This is a genomic window from Xanthomonas hortorum (assembly GCF_024339125.1).
Classification (GTDB): Bacteria; Pseudomonadota; Gammaproteobacteria; order Xanthomonadales; family Xanthomonadaceae; genus Xanthomonas; species Xanthomonas hortorum.
This window is the reverse complement of the sequence record NZ_CP101417.1, coordinates 3982071-4001787: the sequence shown is the minus strand read 5'-3', so window position 1 is coordinate 4001787 and position 19717 is coordinate 3982071. Positions and strand designations below refer to the sequence as shown.

The window sequence follows — 19717 nt, the reverse complement described above, 5'->3', positions numbered from 1 at the left end:
TGCCGCCGCCATGCAGCGGCAATGTAAGCGATGCCTGCGCGCGAGCGCAGCATGATCGCCTGGACCTTGCTGTGCCTGGTGGCGAGCTGGATCGCAGCGATGACCTACGTCTACCGCTATCGCGGTCGAGCGCGCTATGCCAGCTTGAAGCAATACCTGCGCAAGAGCTGGCCGGTGTTCGCCCTGCCGAACGTGATTCTCTACACGTTCACCAAACGCGCAGCGCGTGGCCCGTTCGTCGCGTTGGATGCCTATCCAACGCTGGCATCGCTTGCGCAACATTGGGAAGTGATGCGCGACGAGGCACTGGCGATCCAGGCTGGCGGCAGTTTCGACGAGGCGCGCCGGGAAGGCTCGGTGGCGTCGTTCGATGTGGGATTTCGCACGTTCTACAAATATGGCTGGAGCCGCTACTACCTGCGCTGGTATGGCTACACGCATGCATCGGCGCGTGCCAGCTGCCCGCAGACGCTGCGGATCCTGGCGCAGTATCCGCAGGTCAAGGCCGCCATGTTTGCGATCCTGCCGCCGCATTCGGGGCTCACACCGCATGCCGATCCGCTGGGCTGCTCGTTGCGCTACCACCTGGGCCTGGCCACGCCCAATGCCGCGCAATGCTTCATCGACGTCGATGGCCAGACGCGTGCCTGGCACGACGGCCAGGCGTTCATCTTCGATGAAACCTATCTGCATTTCGTCCGCAACGACACCGATGTTGCGCGCCTGATCCTCATGTGCGACGTCACCAGGCCGATGCGCTGGCCGGGAAGGCTGTTCAACCTGCTGTACTGCCAGCTCGCACGTGCCGCGATGACACCCAACGACACGCGCGACAAGCGCGGCCCGGCGAGCACCTTGTTCACCTGGATCAGCCCGCTGATGGCGCGCGGAAAGCAGCTGCGTGCGCGGCATCGGCCGACCTACACCGCCATCAAGTGGGCGATCAATCTGCTGTTGCTCAGTGTTGCGCTGGCAAGCCTTGCCGGCGTGATCGGTGCCGGGCGCTGGCTACTGCATGTTTGAGCATTCCCCTGCCCTGCTGGCATCGATCGGCCGCCTGTTGCGCGAGCTGGTCGAGTGCATGGAGACGATGCTGCGTATGATGTTTCCCACCCTGAAAAACACCGATGCGATGACCTCCAGCTCGATCCAGCCTGCGCAGGTATTGCAGGTGCTCATCATCGAAGACAACCGTGCACTGGCGGCCAATATCTTCGATTATCTGGAGGCATGCGGACATCAACCCGATGCTGCGCCCGACGGCAACTCGGGACTGAATCTGGCCATCAGCAATCGCTACGACGCCATCATTCTGGATTGGATGCTGCCGCGCATGGATGGCATGAGCGTGCTGCGCACGTTGCGCGAAGACCATGGCTGCCGCACGCCGATCATCATGCTCACCGCCAAGGATCGGCTGGAGGGCAAGCTGCTCGGGTTCGAAAACGGCGCCGACGATTATCTGGTCAAACCGGTCGCGCTGCCGGAGCTGGAAATGCGCTTGCGCGTGATGGTGGGCAGAGCCAGCGCGAATGCAGCAACAGCGGGTCACTTGCTGCAGGTCGGCGATTTGCGCTTCGACCTGGACAGCCTGAAGGTCTCGCGCGGCGAGCGCAGCGTGGTGCTCTCCAGCACCTTGCGCAACGTGCTGGAATTGCTGATGCGCGAATCCCCGAGAATCGTGCGTCGCGATCGACTGGAAAGCCTGATCTGGGGCGACGCATTGCCCGAAGGCGATCTGCTGCGTTCCCACATGCATGTGTTGCGGCGTGCCCTGGATCAGAGCGGCGAACACAAACTGCTGCACACCGTCACCGGTGTCGGCTATCGCCTGGGTGGTGGGACGCGATGAGATTTGGCGGGCGCCTGGGAAGTCTGCAGTGGTTGATCAGCAGCAGCCTGATCGTGTCCGGCGCGATGCTTGCCCTGGGGTTGGCGGTTCAAGGGTTTTTGAGCCAGGAGTTGATCGAAGCTCCGATCTGGAAACAGCTGCTCACCTCGAGCACGCAAAGCATTGCGCACCTGCCTGTGGCCGAGTTGCAAAGCGCGCTTCCTACCGATGGCCCGGTGCAGGGCTGGCTGGTGTCAGATCCTGCGCGACTCCCCGCAGGAATGCCGGCCTTCTTCGCTGCGCTGACGCCTGGCTACTACGGCGAAGGTGATCTTGAAGCCGCCAAGGGAGCCCCCTTCCTGACCAGGAAGTTCATCAACATCCTGCAACCGCATTGGGGGCCGTTCGCTGAACCCCCGGGCCAGACACGGCCCGATCGCAGTTACTCGGTGTTGATCACCACGCTGCCGCAAGGGCGATTGGTCATGAGCATCGACATGACCGAGCTCGAAGACAAGCAGAACGAAAGCGTTCAAGTGAGCGTGCTGTTCATGCTGTTGAATCTGGCGATGATCGCGTTGGTGATCTGGTGGCTCTTCATCAGTCTGACCCGGCCGGTCACCGACCTGGCACGGCGCATGCGGCAGCTGGACCCGCTGCAACCCGCGCAACGGCTGCCCACCGACTACCGCAAGAGCGAGCTGAATACGATTGCGCGTGAGGTGAACGCGCACCTGGAACGTGTAGCGCGCGCGATCGAACGCGAGCGCAGTCTGCTGGACCAGGCCAGCCACGAATTCCGCACGCCGCTGGCCGTCATCTCCGGCGCGGCCGATGTACTGCACAAGCAGCAGTTGCCGGAGCGCGCGCAGCGGCCGTTGCATCGCATCGACGAAGCCGTGGGCAACCTCAAACAGATCATGGAAGCGCTGCTGTATCTTTCGCGCGAACCAACCCCTGCCGAGCGCGAAGAGATCACCGTCCTGCACGGACTGCTTCCCGATCTGGTCCAGGACCATCTGTATCTGGTCTCGGCAAAGCCGGTGCAGTACCACATCGACGCGCTGGAGCCGCTGATCTTGCACGCATCCGAATCGATGGTGCGTATTGCCGTGGGCAACCTGCTGCGCAATGCGGCCGACCATACCTATGCCGGCGACATCCGCGTCTCGCTGATCAAGCACAGGCTCTGCATCCGCGACTCGGGCGAAGGCTTCGATACCGCGCTGGCGGCAGAGCGTTACACCGCCTCATTGAAACACTCGGTCAAGCAAGGCGGCGGTTCGGGGCTGGGCCTGTTCCTGACTCAGCGTATCTGCGAGCGCTTCGGCTGGCGCCTGCATCTGGAGTCGACCATCGCCGAGGGAACCCTGGCGATGATCGATTTCAATCCGTAACCGAGAGCCGCTGCAGACCTCGCGTTCGTGCGCTGTCAGCGACGCACTGAACTGATGGTCTGCCAGTCGGTGGTGCTACCGCAATTCCCCGATAGCCGGGAAGCCGGTGCAGGCGCTTACCAGAGCGCCACGCGGTCCTTGTCCGATGCGCTCCACCGATTGCGCTCGTCACGGCCTTGCAGGCATCATGCGCCACGTTTTTCGTCCCCCCACCCCAGAGGCCTGCTCCTTGGACAGTCATAGTCGATTGCGTCGCGGCACCTGCGCCGACGGATCCTGACCCAAGGTCGGCTCCGTCCGCACAGGGCGGGGCTCATCGCGTGCGCTTGCGCCCACGCATTGCCTGCATTACCCACACAATCCAGCTAGACCCAAAGCGCGGTCTTTGGCGCTCCGACCCTGGAGAGTGCCGATGTCCCTGAAGCTGTTCCCCGCCCTGCTGCTGGCAGCTGCGTCCGTGCTTGCGTTCCGTGCGCAGGCCGCCGCCAGCCTGACCACCGACGATGCCGCCCTTACCCCGGAAGGACGCTGCCAGGTGGAAACCTGGCTACGTGGCTCCCGCCCGGGGCGCGAACTGACCGCCGTGCCTGCCTGCACCTGGGCTGGCAACGAGGTCAGCCTGGGGCTGTCGACATTCAGCGACCAATCCCGGGCCGGTATCGCCGCACTGGGCGTGAAGCGGCTGTTTCGCGACCTGGACCAGCAGCGCTGGGGCGTGGGTGCCTCGCTGGGGGCGAACTGGGATATGCGCCGGCAGCGGCTGGATGGGCTGATCCTCAATGTGCCGGTGAGCATTGCGCTGGATGCGGACCGGCGCAGCTTGCTGCATCTGAACGTGGGCGCGAACACGCCCCGCAGCGCGGCGATGGCGCTGACGGCAAGTGTGGGCGTGGAGCACACGCTCGGCCCCGCCTGGACGGTGCTGGCCGAGGCGTTTGGCGACGACCGTGGCGGTTTTGGCCAGCAGGCTGGCGTGCGCCGCCTGATCGGCGAGCGTGCAAGCATTGATCTACTGGCCGGATATCAGCATGGCGCAGACCACACGCCGTGGGTCACGCTGGGCTTCAATCTTTTATTGCCCGATTGATCGCTGGACTAAAAAAGCGCCTATTCGCTAACAGCAACGGCGTTTTTCCTGCCTAAAGAGAATCGGCTTCTATCGAGCAACCACTCGAATCACCCTAGCTGCCTATACAGAAATCTAGGCCGATTAGCATGCAAAAACCATTGAATTTTGCACAATCGATTCCATTTGTTGTGGCTGCTTAGTATAAATTCAGATGGATATACTAATTTAAACATTGACCGACGATAAAGATCCCACTGCTTTTATATCGCGGGAAAAATCATTCGCCGCTCATACGGCAGAGTCCGTTAGATTCGCTAACTTACGGTCGAATCCGCTACAGCATGTGAGGGATTCACCGACAGCTTGAGGTATATCCCTGATTCACTGCGATAGCAATCGCATTTAGGATTGCGGCCCCTTGAGAAATGTGATGGTTTACGGTCGCGTTCGCTTCGACTTTCCGCTGTACTAGAGCTCGCTAGCGGCATTCTAATTCTTTCTGGCTATGGATTAATTCGCAAATATCTATCGACTCGGTTTTTCTCTGAATTGCAACTGACCATTCAGGTTTTAGAGTTTCTGGATAGCGCCGTTAAACAATCTCGCAAGCACACGATTGGATGCATCACTGCATTCCCCGTGTTCTAAGCGGCGCTTATCCGAAGGGACGGATCAGCGACGAATAAAGTGAATAACCCGTGAAATTAAATGCCTCCGTCGGCACAACCGCTGACGTGGGAAACCTTTGCGCCAAATTCAGTATTCAGCAGTAGCGGCGCGCCAAATGACCGGATTAAACAAACTATGAATCGCTCGCTACTCGCAACGACCATCGCATCCTGCCTCGTCCTGACCGCCTGTGGCGGCGGTGGCGGTGGCGGCAACGTCCGCAGCGACCCGCCGCAGACCACGGTCGTGGCCCCGACGCCGTCCACGCCTGCACCGACAACTCCGACGACACCGGCCCCGACGCCGATGCCGACTGCGCCTCCGCCAACCCCCGCAGCCGACCCGCTGCCCAAGACAGCTCCTGCACCGGCCCGTTACCAGGGTCTGCGCAGCAACCTGCTGGTGCCGACCAATGCGGATCTGGCACAGCAGGCCGGTGCCCGCGGCCAGGGCGTGAAGTTGGCCGTGCTGGACGACAACCTGGTGCCGAGCTACGCGCCGATCAGCGGCAAGGTCGACAGCTTCAATGACTACACCGCCAGCCCCGGCACGCCGGAGTCGTCTGCGAACGCGTTGCGCGGCCACGGCACGGTCATCTCGGCACTGGTGCTGGGGTCGGCGCAGGACGGCTTTGCCGGCGGTATCGCGCCGGATGCAGACCTGTTCTATGCGCGCATCTGCGCCGAAAATTCCTGCGGCACCCAGCAGGCTCGCCGCGCCGCGGTGGATCTGGCGGCTGCCGGCGTGCGGATTGCCAACCTTTCGATCGGTGCCTCGTATGCAGATGCTGCCAGCAGCGCGAACGCTGCGCTGGCCTGGAAGTTCGCACTGGCTCCGCTGGTGCAGGCCGACGCGCTGATCGTGGCATCGACCGGCAACGAAGGTGCGTCAGAAGCGTCCTACCCGGCGGCCACGCCAGTGCAGGAAGCCAGCCTGCGCAACAACTGGCTGGCAGTGGGCGCAATCAATATCGACAGCGCCGGCAATGCCGCCGGCCTGACCAGCTATTCCAACCATTGCGGCGCCGCTGCGCAGTGGTGCCTGGTGGCGCCGGGCAGCTACTTCGCCCCGGCCCTGGCCGGCACCGAGTTGCAGGGCCAGATCGCCGGCACCTCGTTCTCCACCGCTGCCGTCACCGGCGTCGCGGCGCAGGTGCTGGGCGTGTATCCGTGGATGAGCGCCTCCAATCTGCAGCAGACCTTGTTGACCACTGCCACCGATCTGGGCGACCCGGGCGTGGATGCGTTGTACGGCTATGGCCTGGTCAATGCGGCCAAGGCGATCAAGGGCCCGGCGCAGTTCGTCAACAACTGGTCGGCCAATGTGACCTCCGGTTACGACAGCACCTTCAGCAACGACATTTCCGGCGCGGGCAACCTGACCAAGAACGGCGCCGGCAAGCTCACGCTCAGCGGCAACAACAGCTACACCGGCGGCACCAGCGTCAGCGACGGCGTGCTCGCACTGTCCGGCAGCCTGCGCTCGGATGTGATCGTGCTCAACTCGGCCACGTTCGAATCGCACGGCGGTGTGATCAACGGTAACTACAGCCTGGTCAACAACACCGGCACCACCGCACTCGAATTGGGCAAGGGCTTGACCGTCACCGGCCAGGCCAGCCTGAAGGGCAATCTGCTGTTGCTGCCGGAAGCGGCTGGCTACACCGTCGGCAGCAGCGAAAAGATCGTCCAGGCGGGCAACCTGCAGGGCACCTTCGATCGCGTGCAGTACGCCAACAATTTCTTCTGGACCGCCTCACTCGCCTACGACCCCACCACCGTCACCGCCACGCTGACGCGTAATGCCTCCGCTGCCAGCGCGCAAGCGGCCGGTGCGCCGCAATCGGTGGTCAACGGTGCTGCGCAGGCCGATACGCTGGTCAAGGTGCTGGATACGCGTGTGGCTTCGGGCGACACCGACAATCTGGGTGGTTTGATCAGCGCCACCGGCTCGCTGCTGGCCGCGACCGATGCGCAGGTTGCCGCATCGCTGCCGACCCTGGCTGGCCAGGTACACGGCATCGAGCGCACCCTGGGCTTCCAGTCCGCACTCAACGATGCACGCGTGGCTGCCGATCGCCTGCCCTACCTGGCCGACACCACCACGCTGACCACCTGGATGCAGGGCAGCTATCTGGACGGCAATCTGGGCGGCAACGGTTTCGACTCGGCCGATTACACCCAGCAGTCCACCACCTTCGGTGTGGATCTGCCGGTGGGCAGCACTGGCACGGTGGTGGGTGCGGCGGTGAGCTCGGGTCAGGATCGCGCAAACATCGATGCCTCGGCCAGCCGTCTGCGCTCGGACCGTTATGCGATGACGGCGTATCTGTATCAGCCGATCGGCCAGGCCTACCTCTCGGGCATCGGTTCGTATGGCATGAGCAATGTGGAAACCGAACGCAGCGTACAAGCGGGCAGCATCGGCGAGCGTCTGCAGGATCGTCGCCACGACACCAACTGGTCGCTGCGCGCCGAACTCGGCCTGCTGCCGCACGCGGGTTTGTCGCCGTTCGTTGCCGTCGGTGTGGTCAGCCAGAAGCAGGATGCCTTCAGCGAAGCATCGGCCACCGGCCTGGGCTTGAGTGCCAATAGCGACACGCTGCGCGCGGGCTACGGCGAAGTGGGCGTGCGTGGCCATCTGACGCGCGGCAAGTGGGGCTTCGATGGTCTGGTTGCCTACCGCTCGCTGTTCGGCAACCCGAACTCCGACTTCACCGCATGGTTCACCGATTTGCCGGAAGCGCGCTTCAACGTCGCCGGCGAGCCGGTGTCCAAGCAAGCGCTGCGTGCCTCGGTCGGTGTGCGTTACCAGGTGAACGATGCGTTCTCGATCTACGGCAACGTGGGTGCCGAGCGTGGTCGTTCGGATGCCAACAGCATCAACGCCAATGTCGGCCTGCGCTGGCAGTTCTAAGCGCCGTCTGCAGACCGGCAGTGTGGCCGCAAGGCTGCATGGCCGGTACGCGGAGTCGGCCTGCGCTATGCCCACGCAGCGGTTGCCGATGCGGCCGACCAGCGGGTGCGGCTGCGGGTACGCTGCAAGTGCAAGCATGACGCTGTATGTGCGTGCCTTTGTATCGGCCAAAAAAAAGCCCCGGCAGTGCCGGGGCTTTTTGGTCTGCAGTGAATCAGAAGTTCCAGCCCCAGGTGACCTGGCCGCCGTACGCGGTCTGGCCATCGCCGTTGAGTCCTTGCAACGACAACGACAGGCGACTGGCAGGCGAGGTAATCAGGCTCACGCCCAACTCGCCGACCACCGCATTCTTCGCCAGGGTGACGCTCTGCACCGAGAACTGCGAGCCGGTGCCGATGAAACCGGCCGAACGTTCCACAGCGCGGTCGCCGAACGCGTGCCGCCAACCCACCGACGCATACAACCCGGCCGCCTGGCCCAGCTGCCAACGCCCACGCACACCCACCGTGCTGGTGGTGTACTCGTCCTTGGCGCTGTCCACCGACAGCCCGGCAATGCCGCCGCGCTCGTTGAAACCATCGGTCTTCAGGTGCGTGTAGTCGGCTGCGATGAAGGGACTGTACACCGCGTTGCCGGTGCGCAGATTCCAGGCCGCTTCCAGCGACACGGTGATGGCCTTCGCATCGTAATTGCTGCTCAGCCGCTCCTCGAGCACGCCGGGCAACATCACCCGACGCGTGCTGTCCACGCTGTAATCGGCATAGTCGACCGAGGCTTGCAGCGCGAACGCGGACCAATCGGCTTGGCCGTAGATGCCGGCATGGGTGCCATCGATATCGGAGCGATCGAAGGACTCGCGCGAGCGGGTTTCGATGTCCTGATTACCGACCGCGATACCGAGCACACTGCGCTCGCCGATGCGCCGTTCTGCGCCGGCCATGATGCCGTTGTCCTCGCGCCGTACCGAGGCCGCATTGGCATTGCCATCGACACGATTGGGCAGGCTGCGACCGGTGATCCACACCGTAGTGTCTCCCACGCGCGCGTCCTGGCTATCGCCACGCAGATGGTTGCCGACGCCACTCAGCAGGAAGCGGCTATCCAGCAACGCGGTGGCCGTGCTGGCATGGCTTTCGCCAGACAGCGAGGCAAACGCGGTGCTGATCGCCTGCGGATCGTCAGGCAAGCGCACCACAGCCTGATAGACCGGGTTGGTGGTCGGCAATCCGTCCACAGCAGCTGCGGCAGCCTGCTGGTTTGGCACGGTGACCGCATCGACCATGGCCACGGTGTTGCGACCCAAAGAGACCGACAACGCCGTGGCGCTGGTGCTGACGTTCGGCTCGACGAAGGCGTAGTCGGAAACAACGTTGCTGAACTGCCCGCTGAGCCCGCCAGCGGCGTTGATGACCGGAATTTCGGTAAACAACGGCAGATCCGTCGCACGCACCAACTGCAGAGTGCTGCCCGGGGACAACGTGGCCGCACCGCCCACGCTGATGGGTGTGACCGCGCCACCTGCGCCGGGCGTGACCTGCAAGGTGGAGCCATTGCCGAGCGTGGCATTGCCGCCGACACTGATCGTGCCGGCAGTGCCGCCGATCACCACGGTGCCGCCCGAACTCAGGCTGCCAACGCTGCCGCTACCGGTAAGCGTGCCTCCTGGGCCTACCGTGACCGGCCCGCCCAACGCGGCGCCCGGATTGGCTGGGTTGCCTACACTCAAGGTGCCGGCGGCGACCGTGGTCGGCCCGGTGAAGCCACTGCTGTTTGCGGTGACCAGCAAGGTACCAACACCATCCTTGAGCAAGCTGCCAGTGCCCGACAACGTCCCTGCGTAGGTGCCATTGCTGGTCTGCTGGAACACCAGCGCGCTGTTATTGGCGATGTTGCCCTGCAGGCTGTCGGTATCGCCGACCAGCGTGCCAGCAGCGATGGTGGTGCCACCGAGATAGGCGTTGACGCCATCCAGCGTGAGTGCACCTGCCCCGGTCTTGATCAACGCACCGCTACCGGTGATGTTGCCGGCAAACGTACCGGCGCCAGCCTGATCGAACACCAGTACCGCGTTGTCGAGGATGTTGCCTTGCAGGCTGGTGGTGTTGCCGATCAGGCTGCCGCTGGCAATCGTGGTACCACCGCTATAGGTGTTGGGAGCGACCAGCGTCAACGCGCCCGTACCCTGCTTGATCACGCTCCCGGTGCCGCTGACGGCGCCGGCAAACACGCCATCGGTGGCCTGATCGAACACCAGCGTGCCGTTGTCCACCACGTTGCCCTGCAGGCTGGTGGTGTTGCCGATCAACGTGCCGGCACTGACCACCGTGCCGCCGGTGTAGCTGTTGGGACCGATCAACTGCAACACGCCTGTGCCGGCCTTTTCCAGCGAACCAGTGCCGCTGACCGTGCCTGCATACACGCCGCCGGTGGCCTGGTTGAAGACCAAGGCCGCGTTGTTGGCGATGTCGCCCTGCAGGCTGGTGGTGTCGCCGATCAACGTCCCTGCAGCGATCGTGGTGCCACCGGTGTAACCATTCGCACCGTTGAGCAACAGAGCGCCGGAACCATCCTTGATCAGGGTGCCAGTGCCGGTGATCGAGCCGGTGAACACACCATCGGCCACCTGATTGAATGCCAGGGTCGCGTTGTCGACGATCGCCCCTTGCAAGCTTGCGCTATCGCCTACCAGCGTGCCGGCGTTGAGCGTGGTGCCGCCGGTGTAGCTGTTGTTGCCATCGAGCGTCAGCGTGGATGCACCGTTCTTGATCAAACCACCAGCGCCCGTGATCGGGCCGGTCAACGCGAGATCGTTGCTGCCTGCCAGCGCAAGTGCACCTGCGCCTGTCAGATTGACTGCATTGCTCACCGTCAATACCTGATCGGTATCCAAGGTGGTGCCTGCTGCCGCAGTCAAGCTGCCGGTACCCAATGCCTGCGCATCGCCAAGCACCAGCGTGCCGCTGGCAAGCGTGGTGCCACCGGCATGGCTGTTGGCGACGTCGAGCGTCAGCGCGCCAGCACCTTGCTTGATCACGCTCCCGGTGCCGCTGACGGCGCCGGCAAACACGCCATCGGTAGCCTGATCGAACACCAGCGTGCCGTTGTCCACCACGTTGCCCTGCAGGCTGGTGGTGTTGCCGATCAACGTGCCGGCACTGACCACCGTGCCGCCGGTGTAGCTGTTGGGACCGATCAACTGCAACACGCCTGTGCCGGCCTTTTCCAGCGAACCAGTGCCGCTGACCGTGCCTGCATACACGCCGCCGGTGGCCTGATTGAAGACCAGGGCCGCGTTGTTGGCGATGTCGCCCTGCAGGCTGCTGGTATCGCCGATCAACGTCCCTGCAACGATCGTGGTGCCACCGGTGTAACCATTCGCACCGTTGAGCAACAGAGCGCCGGCGCCATCCTTGATCACAGTGCCAGTGCCGATGATCGAGCCGGTGAACACACCATCGGCCACCTGGTTGAACGCCAGGGTCGCGTTGTCGACGATCGCCCCTTGCAAACTTGCGCTATCGCCTACCAGCGTGCCGGCGTTGAGCGTGGTGCCGCCGGTATAGCTGTTGCTGCCATCCAGCGTCAGCGTGCCGGCGTTGGTCTTGATCAGCGCACCGCTGCCGTTGATGTCGCCGGCCAGGATCAGATCCGCCGGATTATCGACAGTGAGCGCAGCGCCCAGCGTGACCGCGTTGCCCAGTGTTGCTGCAGCCGCATTACTCAACACCGCATCGCCCGTCACCGACAAACCGCCGCTACCCAGCGCGGTGTTGCTGCCGACCGCCAGGGTGCCATCGCTGAGCACGGTGCCGCCGGCATAGCTGTTGTTGCCGCTGAGCGTCAGCGTGGTCGCACCATTCTTGATCAAGCCACCGGCACCGCCAATCGCACCGGTCAGGGTGAGATCGTTGCTGCCCGCCAGCGTGAGTGCACCGCTCAGATCCAGCGCATTGGCGACCGTCAGTGCCTGATCGGTATCCAGCGTGGTGCCCGCTGCAGCCGTCAGCGTACCGGTACCCAATGCCTGTGCATCGCCCAACACCAGCGTGCCGCCGCCGAGTGCGGTGCCGCCGGTGTAGGTATTGGCGGCGCCCAGGATCAATGTACCGGTATCGAGTTTCTGCAGCGTGCCGGTGCCACCGATGCTCACATCGATGGTGCCGGTGGCGCCCGGATCGACGCGCACGATGGTGGTGGCCGCATTGGCGCTCAGTGCACCGGCGCCAGCATCGCTCAGCACATAGCCGTCGCTGGCGAACTGGATCCCGGTGATGCCCTGCGTACCCTGCACGCCCACGTTACCTGCTGGGCCGGCGAAGACGGCGAAGCTGTTTTGCCAGTCGCTGTTGAGCAAGCCATCGGCCGTGGTCCAGTTGGTCGTACCCGCTGCCCACACGCCTGCGCCGCCATCGATGCTGCCGTTGGCCAGCGTCTGCGCACCATCCCAGAACTGCACGTTGGTGCCGGGTGCGGAGACCACCACGTTGACCTGCTGCGACAACCCGGTTTGCAGCGTCAACTGGGTGAGATCGATCGTGCCCGGAATGGTGCCGAAGCCCAGCCCGTTATTGGTCAGTGCGCCGGTGTAATCGATCAGGCGATACACGCCATTTCCAAAACCACCGATGTCGGTGATGTTGAGCGTGCCGTCCAGGGTGAGATCGCCGTTGACCGCCAACACACCCGTGGTGCTGGGCGTACCGAGGAACGCATCGATGCTGGCATTTGGCGCCAGATTCAACGTGCCCGTGGTCAGCACCGCACCGCTGGTCACCACCAGACGGCCGCCATCGTTGACGGTGACCGGTGCAGCGACCTCGCCGCTACCGCTCAGCGTGCCGCCCGTTGCGACGGTCACACCGCCAGTGCTGGCCAGAACGCCATCCACATCCAGCGTGCCTGCAGTGATCTGCGTTGCGCCGCCGAGCGTGCTGGTGCCGGTGAGCTGCACCGTGCCTGCGCCCACCTTCTCCAGATTGCCGGCATCGCTGAGGCTACCTGCAAAGGTGCTAGTAACGTTGTTGACGCCCAGCTGCAGCGTATTGCCGCCAAGAATCGCGACATTGCCCTGCCCGGTCACCGCACCCAACGCCGTGTTGCTGCCCAACGAGAGCCCGGCGCCTGCCGCGACATCCACTGCGCTGGCATTTCCCAACGCACCCGGTGCAGCGGTCGCCAGCACGCCGGCCTGCACCGCCACCGGGCCGGTGAAGCTGTTGGGGCCGGACAAGGTCAGTGTGCCCAACCCGTTCTTGGTCAACGCACCGCCACCACTGATGGCGCCGGTCAGTGCCAGATCGTCCGCACTGGCAATGGTCAGATCGGCACCCAGATTGACTGCATTGCCCAAGGCCAGCGCAATCGCGTTGCTCAAGGTGGAATTGCCCAGCACAGACAGGCTGCCGGCACCCAACGCGCTGTTGCTGCCAACCGCCAAGGTGCCTGCGTTCAACACGCTGCCGCCGACATAGCTGTTGGCGCCATCCAGCGTCAGCGTGGACGCACCGTTCTTGATCAGACTTCCCGCACCGCTGATCGCACCGGACAAGGTCAGATCGTTACTGCCAACCAGATTGAGCACACCGCCGAGCACTACCGCATTGCCCACTGCCAATGCTTGATTGCTATCGAGGTTGGTGCCGGCTGCCGCAGTCAACGTGCCGGTGCCGAGTGCCTGCGCGTCGCCGAGCACCAGGGTGCCGCCGCTGAGTGCCGTACCGCCGGTGTAGCTGTTGGCCGCGTCGAGCACCAGCGTGCCGGTGTCGAGTTTCTCCACGCCACCAACACCGGAAATCGCGACGTCGATCGTGGCAGTTGCACCCGGGTCCACACGCACTGCGGTCAACGGTGCGACCACGTCCAGCGCACCGGCGCCGGCATCGGTCAACTGATACCCGTCGGTGACGAACTGCAGGCCACCGATGCTCTGCGTGCCCTGCACGCCCACCGCACCTGCGGTACCGGCAAACACCGCAAAATCGCCCTGCCAGGTGCTGTTGGCGGTGCCGTCCTGACTGGTCCAGTTGGTGGCCGCGCCCCAGGTGCCGGCGCCACCATCGACCGTGCCATTGGCCGTGGTCTGCACGCCGTCCCAGAACTGCACGATGCTGCCCGGCGCGGTGACCACCAGATTGAGCTGCTGGCCGATGGCGGTCTGCAAGGCGAGCTGGCTCAGATCCACGCTGCCGGGAATCACGCCGAATGCCAACCCGTTGTTGGTGAGCAGGCCGGTGTAATCGATCAAGCGATACACGCCGGTGCCGAAGCCACCGATGTCGGTGATGTTGAGTGTGCCGTCCAGGGTGAGATCGCCATTGACTGCAAGCAGACGCGTGTTGCTCGGCGCGGCCAGTGCGACATCGAGAAATGCGCCCGGTGCCAGCGACAAGCCACCCACGCTCAGCGAGGAGCCACTGGTCAACGCAAGCCGGCCGCCATCACCGATGGTGACGCCACTGGCCACACTGCCGTTCGTGCCGGTGCCCGTCAGCGTGCCGCCGAGCGCAACGTTCAACGCGCTGGTGCCGAGACTGCCGATCACATCCAAGGTGCCGCCACTGACTTGCGTGGCACCACCGATCGCACTGGTGCCGAGCAAGCGCACCGTGTCCACGCCGACCTTGTCCAGATTGCCGCCACCGCCCAGGCTGCCGGCAAAATCGCCGCCGCCCAATTGCAGCGTGCCGCCGGCATCGGTGTCGACATTGCCGGCACCACTGAGTGCGGTGATCAGGCCGCCGTTGGTCAGATTCAACGCTGCGCCCGCCGCCACATCGACGTTGCTGGCATTGCCCAGCGCCGCACCGGTGCTGGCCACCAGCGTGCCGGCCTGAATCGCCAACGGGCCGGTGTAGCTGTTGCTGCCATTCAAGGTCAGGGTCCCGGCGCCGGTCTTGATCAAATCGCCGGCACCGCTGATGTTGCCACTGACCAGCATGTCTGCGCCGTTGTCCACGGTGAGCGCTGCGCCAAGTGCGATGTCGTTGCCCAATGCCACCGCAATTGCATTGCTCAATGCCGCGTTGCCGACGACCGACAGACTGCCGGTACCGAGTGCATCGTTTGCACCGACCGCAATGGTGCCCGCAGCCAATGTGGTGCCGCCTGCGTACGTGTTGCCTGCATTGAGCGACAACGTGGTGGCGCCATTCTTGATCAGGCTACCGGTGCCGCTGATGGCACCGTTCAACGTCAGATCGTTGCTGCCGATCAGGGTGAGCTGATCATTCAACTGCACCGTATTGCCCAGCGTCAGCGCTGCATTGGTATCCAGTTCCGCAGCGCCGCCGACCAGCAGACCACCTACCCCCAACGCAGTGTCGTTACCCAGCACCACACGCCCTGCATCCAGCGCAACGCCGCCGCTGAAGCTGTTGGCGTTGTTCAAGGTCAGCGTGGCCGTGCCTTGTTTATCCAGACTGCCGATGCCGCTGATCACGCCATTGAGCGTGGTGTCCTGCGTGCCGGGCAGCGTCAACGCGCCGTTCAATGCGAGCGCATTGCCCAGTGTCACTGCAGTGGTGGCATCCAGCGTGGTGCCAGCCGCCGCAGTCAGCGTGCCTAGTCCCAGTGCGGTATCGCTGCCGACCAGCAACGCGCCGCCCTGCAATTGCAGGCCGCCCACCCAGGTATTGTTGCCAGTAAGGGTGAGCGTCTGGGGGCCGTTCTTGATCAAGCTGCCGGCGCCATCGATCACACCATCGAGCGTGAGGTCCTGGCCATCGATGCCGAGTTGACCGGCAACGTTGAGCGCGTTCTGCAACGTCACTGCAGTGCTGGCAGTGAGTTGCGTCCCATCGGCAGCAGTGAGTGCGCCGGTGCCCAGTGCAGTGTTGCTGCCGACCACCAAGGTGCCGGTGTCCAGCACGGTTCCACCGGTGTAGAGGTTGTTGCCGGTGAGCGTGAGCGCACCAGCGCCCTGTTTGATCAGGCTACCTGCGCCACTGACGATACCGGTCACGCCAAGATCGTTGTTGCCGGTAAGCGAGAGCGCGCCGTTCAGGGCGACATCGTTGCCGATCGTGGTTGCGGTGGTGGCTTGCAGTTGCGTGCCATCGGCCGCCGTCAGCACGCCGCTGCCCAGTGCAGTGGCGTTGCCGATCAGCAACGCGCCTGCATTGAGATCCACGCCGCCGGCAAAGGTGTTTGGTCCACCCAGGGTGAGTGTGGCGCCGCCGTCCTTGATCACCCCGCCCACGCCGCTGACAACGCCGTTGAGCGCAAGATCCTGGCTGCCGCCGAGTTGCAGATCCGCTTCCAGTGCCACGTTGTTATCGACGATGCGTGCTGCGGTGCTGTCGAGCAGACCGCCGCCGATGGTCAGGGTGCCTGTGCCCAACGCCGTATCGCTGCCCAGTACCAGACTGCCTGCAGACAAGCGCGTACCACCGGCATAGGTGTTGTTGCCTGCCAATGTCAGACTGGCCGGGCCGAGCTTGTCGAGACTGCCGGCGCCGGTGATCGCACCATTGAGCGTCAGCGCATTGCTGCCACCCACATTGACCAGGCCCGCCAGTGCGATGGCATTGGCGAGCGTGCTCACCGTGGCATTGTCCAAGGTGGTGCCGGCGGCGGCGCTGAGTGCACCAACGCCGAGTGCGGTGTCGCTGCCCACCGTGAGGCGACCGGCACCGAGCGCAGTGCCGCCGCTGTACAAACTGTTGCCGCTCAACGTCAGGTCGCCACTGCCGGATTTGATCAGGCTGCCCGCACCGCTGATATCGCCGCTCAAGGTCAGTGCCTGCGTGCCATCGAGGCTGAGCGCGCCGGCGGTCAGCGCAATATCGTTGGCCACCGTGGTAGGCACCGTGCCCTGCAGACTGGCATTACCGGTGACGGTCAATGCACCGCTGCCGAGTGATCCGTCACTGGTCACCTGCAGGATGCCGGCATTGAGCAACGTGCCGCCGGTATAGGTATTGAGCCCACCGAGCGTGAGTGTGCCGGTGCCGAGTTTGTTCAACGTACCGCTGCCGCCAATCGTGCCCGTCAAGTTCAAGGCGGTGCCGTTGCTGCCCACGCCCATGGTGTCGGTCAACGTGATGGCGTTTCCGAGCGTTGCCGCTGTGGTCGCATCGAGTACGCCGCCACTGGCGGTCAGCGTACCGGTGCCCAGCGCCGCGTTGGAGCCGACCACCAGCCGCCCGGTGCTCAGCGTGGTACCGCCGGTATAGGCATTACTGTTGGTCAGCGTGAGGTCGCCCGCACCGCTCTTGATCAAACTGCCGCCGCCAGTGATGGCACCGCTGAGCGTCAGCGCCTGCGCGCCGGTCCAGTTCAACGGACCTGCGAGGTTGATGCCGTTGGCCACCGTCAACGCAGCGCCGGTGCTCAGGTTGGCCGGGCCAGTGACATTTAATGCGCCCGTTCCCAATGCGGAGGCCGTGCCGAGCTGCAACGCGCCCGACGCCAACGTGGTGCCGCCGGTATACGTGTTGGTGCCGTTGAGCGCGAGCGTGCCGGTGCCGGTCTTGTTGATGCCACCGGCACCGGCAAGCGTGCCACTCAAGGTCAGCGCGTTGCTGCTGGCACCAAGGCCCAGGGTGTTGGTCAGCGCAAATGCATTGTTCAATGTCAGCGGAGCAGTGGTATCCAGTAGCCCGCCCGCTGCGGTCACCGTGCCGGTGCCGAGCGCACCGGAGGTTTCCAGCAGCACGGTGCCGGCGCCCAGCGAGGTACCACCGGCGTAGGTATTGGTGCCGCCAAGGGTCAGCGTGCCGGTGCCGATCTTGTTCAGCGCCCCGGCACCGCTGATACCGCCGCCAAGCCGCAGGTTGTTGGCACCGCCGATGCCGATGAAATCGTTGAGTACGAACGCGTTCGGCAAGTTGACTGCAGTACTTGAAAGTAGGCTGCCAGCAGATGCGTTGACGGTGCCGGTTCCCAGCGCGACGTTGTTGCCGACGGTCAGCGCGCCACCGAGCAGGTTCACGCCGCCGCTGAAGGTATTGGCGCCGGTCAAACCCAAGGCACCGGTGCCGGTCTTGGTCAGCGCACCGGTGCCGGTGACGGGGCTGGCAACCGTCAGGTCGTTGGCGCCTTGCAGGGTCAAGCCGCCTGCACCCAGCGCGATGCCGCCGGTGGGATTCAGCGTCAACCCTGCGGCAGTGGCCTCCAGTGCACCGCCATTGGCAGCGATGCTGGTGCCGAGCTGGGCAGGGTTTGCGAACTGCAGCACGCCGCCATTGAGCGCGCTGCTGCCGAAGTTGCTGCCGCCACCGACTGACCAGGTACCGCTGTTGACGCGCAGGCTGCCGAAATTGATGTACTGCGCCGTGCTGAGCGATCCAACACCGGTACTGCCAGTGCCGGTGCCGGTTGCCGAATTCTGCAGGATCAACGTATTGGTGCCGCCTGCACCACCATCCACCACGCCGGTCTGCGCGAAGCTCAGCAAGCCGCCGGGACCCAGCAGTTCGAGCGCCAGTCCACCGCTGCTGTTGACGCTGCCGCCCGTCACCGCAGTGAAGCTGTTGGTGCTCCCCGCCCCCATCGACACGCTGCCGTTGATGGTGCCCGAGTTGACGAAGGTATTGCCGGTGGCCGAACTCTGGAAGCCCACACGTCCGTTGATGGTGCCGGTATTGACCGCATTGACGGTACCGCCGCCGCTGACCGCAATCACCGGCGTATCGGAACTCAGGACCGACAGATTCAACAATGCACGGCTATCGATCAGGCCTGCGTTGTTGATCTGCACAACGCCATTGCTGGCCGAGGTGATGCCCAGCGCCATGCCGTCGAGATTGAGTAGGTTGGCACCAAGCAGGCCGCCGGTGCCGTAGATCGTGCCGGTGCTTAGGTTATTGGCAGTGACCAAGGTGGAACTGGCATTGCCCATGGTGACGCCGGTGCTCAACACCGACAACAAGCCAAGCACGGAAGGGTCGACCGTGCCGCCATTGTTGAGCGTGGCATTGGTACCACTGAGCGCGATGGCGGTGCCACCGAGCAACCCGGCAGTCATTTGCGTGCCGGCTGCGACATTGACAGTCAAGTTGTTTGCGCCGCTGGCAAAACTATTGCTGGTAATCGGCAATCCGGTGCAGGTGACGGTTGCGCCCGCCGCAGGTAGCGCCGGTGTACATGCTCCCCAGGCCAGAGCGGGTGCGGCGGCCCCCACCGCCAATACAACCAGGCTCGACAAACAACGACGGGTTGCCCCGGACTTGCGCCGCCGACGCACCAACTCATGCGTTACGACCCAATTGCCAATCGCCGCGTTCCAGACCAGCGCAAATGCACGATTCATTTCATTTTCCCCTGATTGCCGTACAGAGACCGGCGTGTGCCCATGCACGCGCCTTCAAAGACGAGAGTTGACCAATGGTTGAGTCGGTTTAAAACAGGACGTACTGCTACAGACCTGGGTAGTTCAAGCGTGACGGAGATTAATACCAATCCCGATAAAGAACATGCTGCGATTAATAGGCGAAGCGGCACAGCTGAAACTGTGCGGAATATCACTAACCATAAACCCATCCGTTACACAAACAAAATCTGTCGACTGGTTTGCTCGGGCTCGCTAGAGGCAGTGACGTGCCTCATCCGCATTGGCGCACGCTCCATGCACCACCTGCTTCACCGTTAAAATGGGAATTTATCCACGATCTATGCGGAATTTGATTGGATGAGCCTGGTAGTTAAAAGCAGGAAGATGCGCGCGCCTGGCCATGCTAGCGAACCGAACAATAGGCATGGCATGTTATTCAAGGATGCTGCGATGCAAAAATTCGTATATGCAGCCGGCAACCTAGAGACTTGTATTGCAATCGTTTGGAGAATCATTGCAATCGTTTTCTATATTAATACCAATGGACATTGCTCTCAGAACTC

6 protein-coding genes and 1 pseudogene are annotated in these 19717 nt (G+C 63.6%); 5 read left to right on the top strand and 2 right to left on the bottom strand.

All coding sequences use genetic code 11. The features are described from left to right. Window positions 1-51 precede the first annotated feature (51 nt). The 5 genes from NMB96_RS17075 to NMB96_RS17055 all read left to right on the top strand — a co-directional run bounded on the left by NMB96_RS17075 (window position 52) and on the right by NMB96_RS17055 (window position 7882). Window positions 52-1023 carry an aspartyl/asparaginyl beta-hydroxylase domain-containing protein gene (locus NMB96_RS17075; RefSeq protein ID WP_255085319.1) on the top strand — a complete coding sequence of 324 codons (972 nt, stop codon included), beginning with the start codon at window positions 52-54 and terminating at the stop codon, window positions 1021-1023. A 142-nt stretch (window positions 1024-1165) separates the two neighbouring features. After that, window positions 1166-1852, top strand: a complete 687-nt coding sequence (locus tag NMB96_RS17070; protein ID WP_220655544.1) for a response regulator transcription factor — start codon at window positions 1166-1168, stop codon at window positions 1850-1852. Then, window positions 1849-3228, top strand: coding sequence for a sensor histidine kinase (locus tag NMB96_RS17065; protein ID WP_183086762.1), 1380 nt, complete (start codon window positions 1849-1851; stop codon window positions 3226-3228). Before NMB96_RS17070 ends, NMB96_RS17065 begins: the two co-directional genes overlap by 4 nt. A 412-nt stretch (window positions 3229-3640) precedes the next feature. Continuing rightward, on the top strand, window positions 3641-4315 hold the full coding sequence (locus NMB96_RS17060; RefSeq protein ID WP_023904022.1) for a hypothetical protein: 675 nt from the start codon (window positions 3641-3643) through the stop codon (window positions 4313-4315). A 786-nt stretch (window positions 4316-5101) separates the two neighbouring features. Continuing rightward, window positions 5102-7882, top strand: coding sequence for a S8 family serine peptidase (locus NMB96_RS17055; protein WP_255085318.1), 2781 nt, complete (start codon window positions 5102-5104; stop codon window positions 7880-7882). Between the two features lie 214 nt (window positions 7883-8096). Here NMB96_RS17055 and NMB96_RS17050 read toward each other — a convergent pair whose 3' ends face one another. Then, window positions 8097-18878, bottom strand: a complete 10782-nt coding sequence (locus tag NMB96_RS17050; protein ID WP_425520929.1) for an autotransporter-associated beta strand repeat-containing protein — start codon at window positions 18876-18878, stop codon at window positions 8097-8099. 171 nt (window positions 18879-19049) lie between these two features. Then, window positions 19050-19133 (bottom strand): annotated as a pseudogene (locus NMB96_RS23570) (ESPR-type extended signal peptide-containing protein); the annotation flags it as partial. Window positions 19134-19717 lie beyond the last annotated feature (584 nt).

Bases quoted from the DNA above. Each gene is read 5' to 3' on its own strand.
- NMB96_RS17075 (WP_255085319.1), top strand. From the start codon at position 52: ATGATCGCCTGGACCTTGCTGTGCCTGGTGGCGAGCTGGATCGCAGCG.
- NMB96_RS17065 (WP_183086762.1), top strand. From the start codon at position 1,849: ATGAGATTTGGCGGGCGCCTGGGAAGTCTGCAGTGGTTGATCAGCAGC.
- NMB96_RS17060 (WP_023904022.1), top strand. From the start codon at position 3,641: ATGTCCCTGAAGCTGTTCCCCGCCCTGCTGCTGGCAGCTGCGTCCGTG.
- NMB96_RS17055 (WP_255085318.1), top strand. From the start codon at position 5,102: ATGAATCGCTCGCTACTCGCAACGACCATCGCATCCTGCCTCGTCCTG.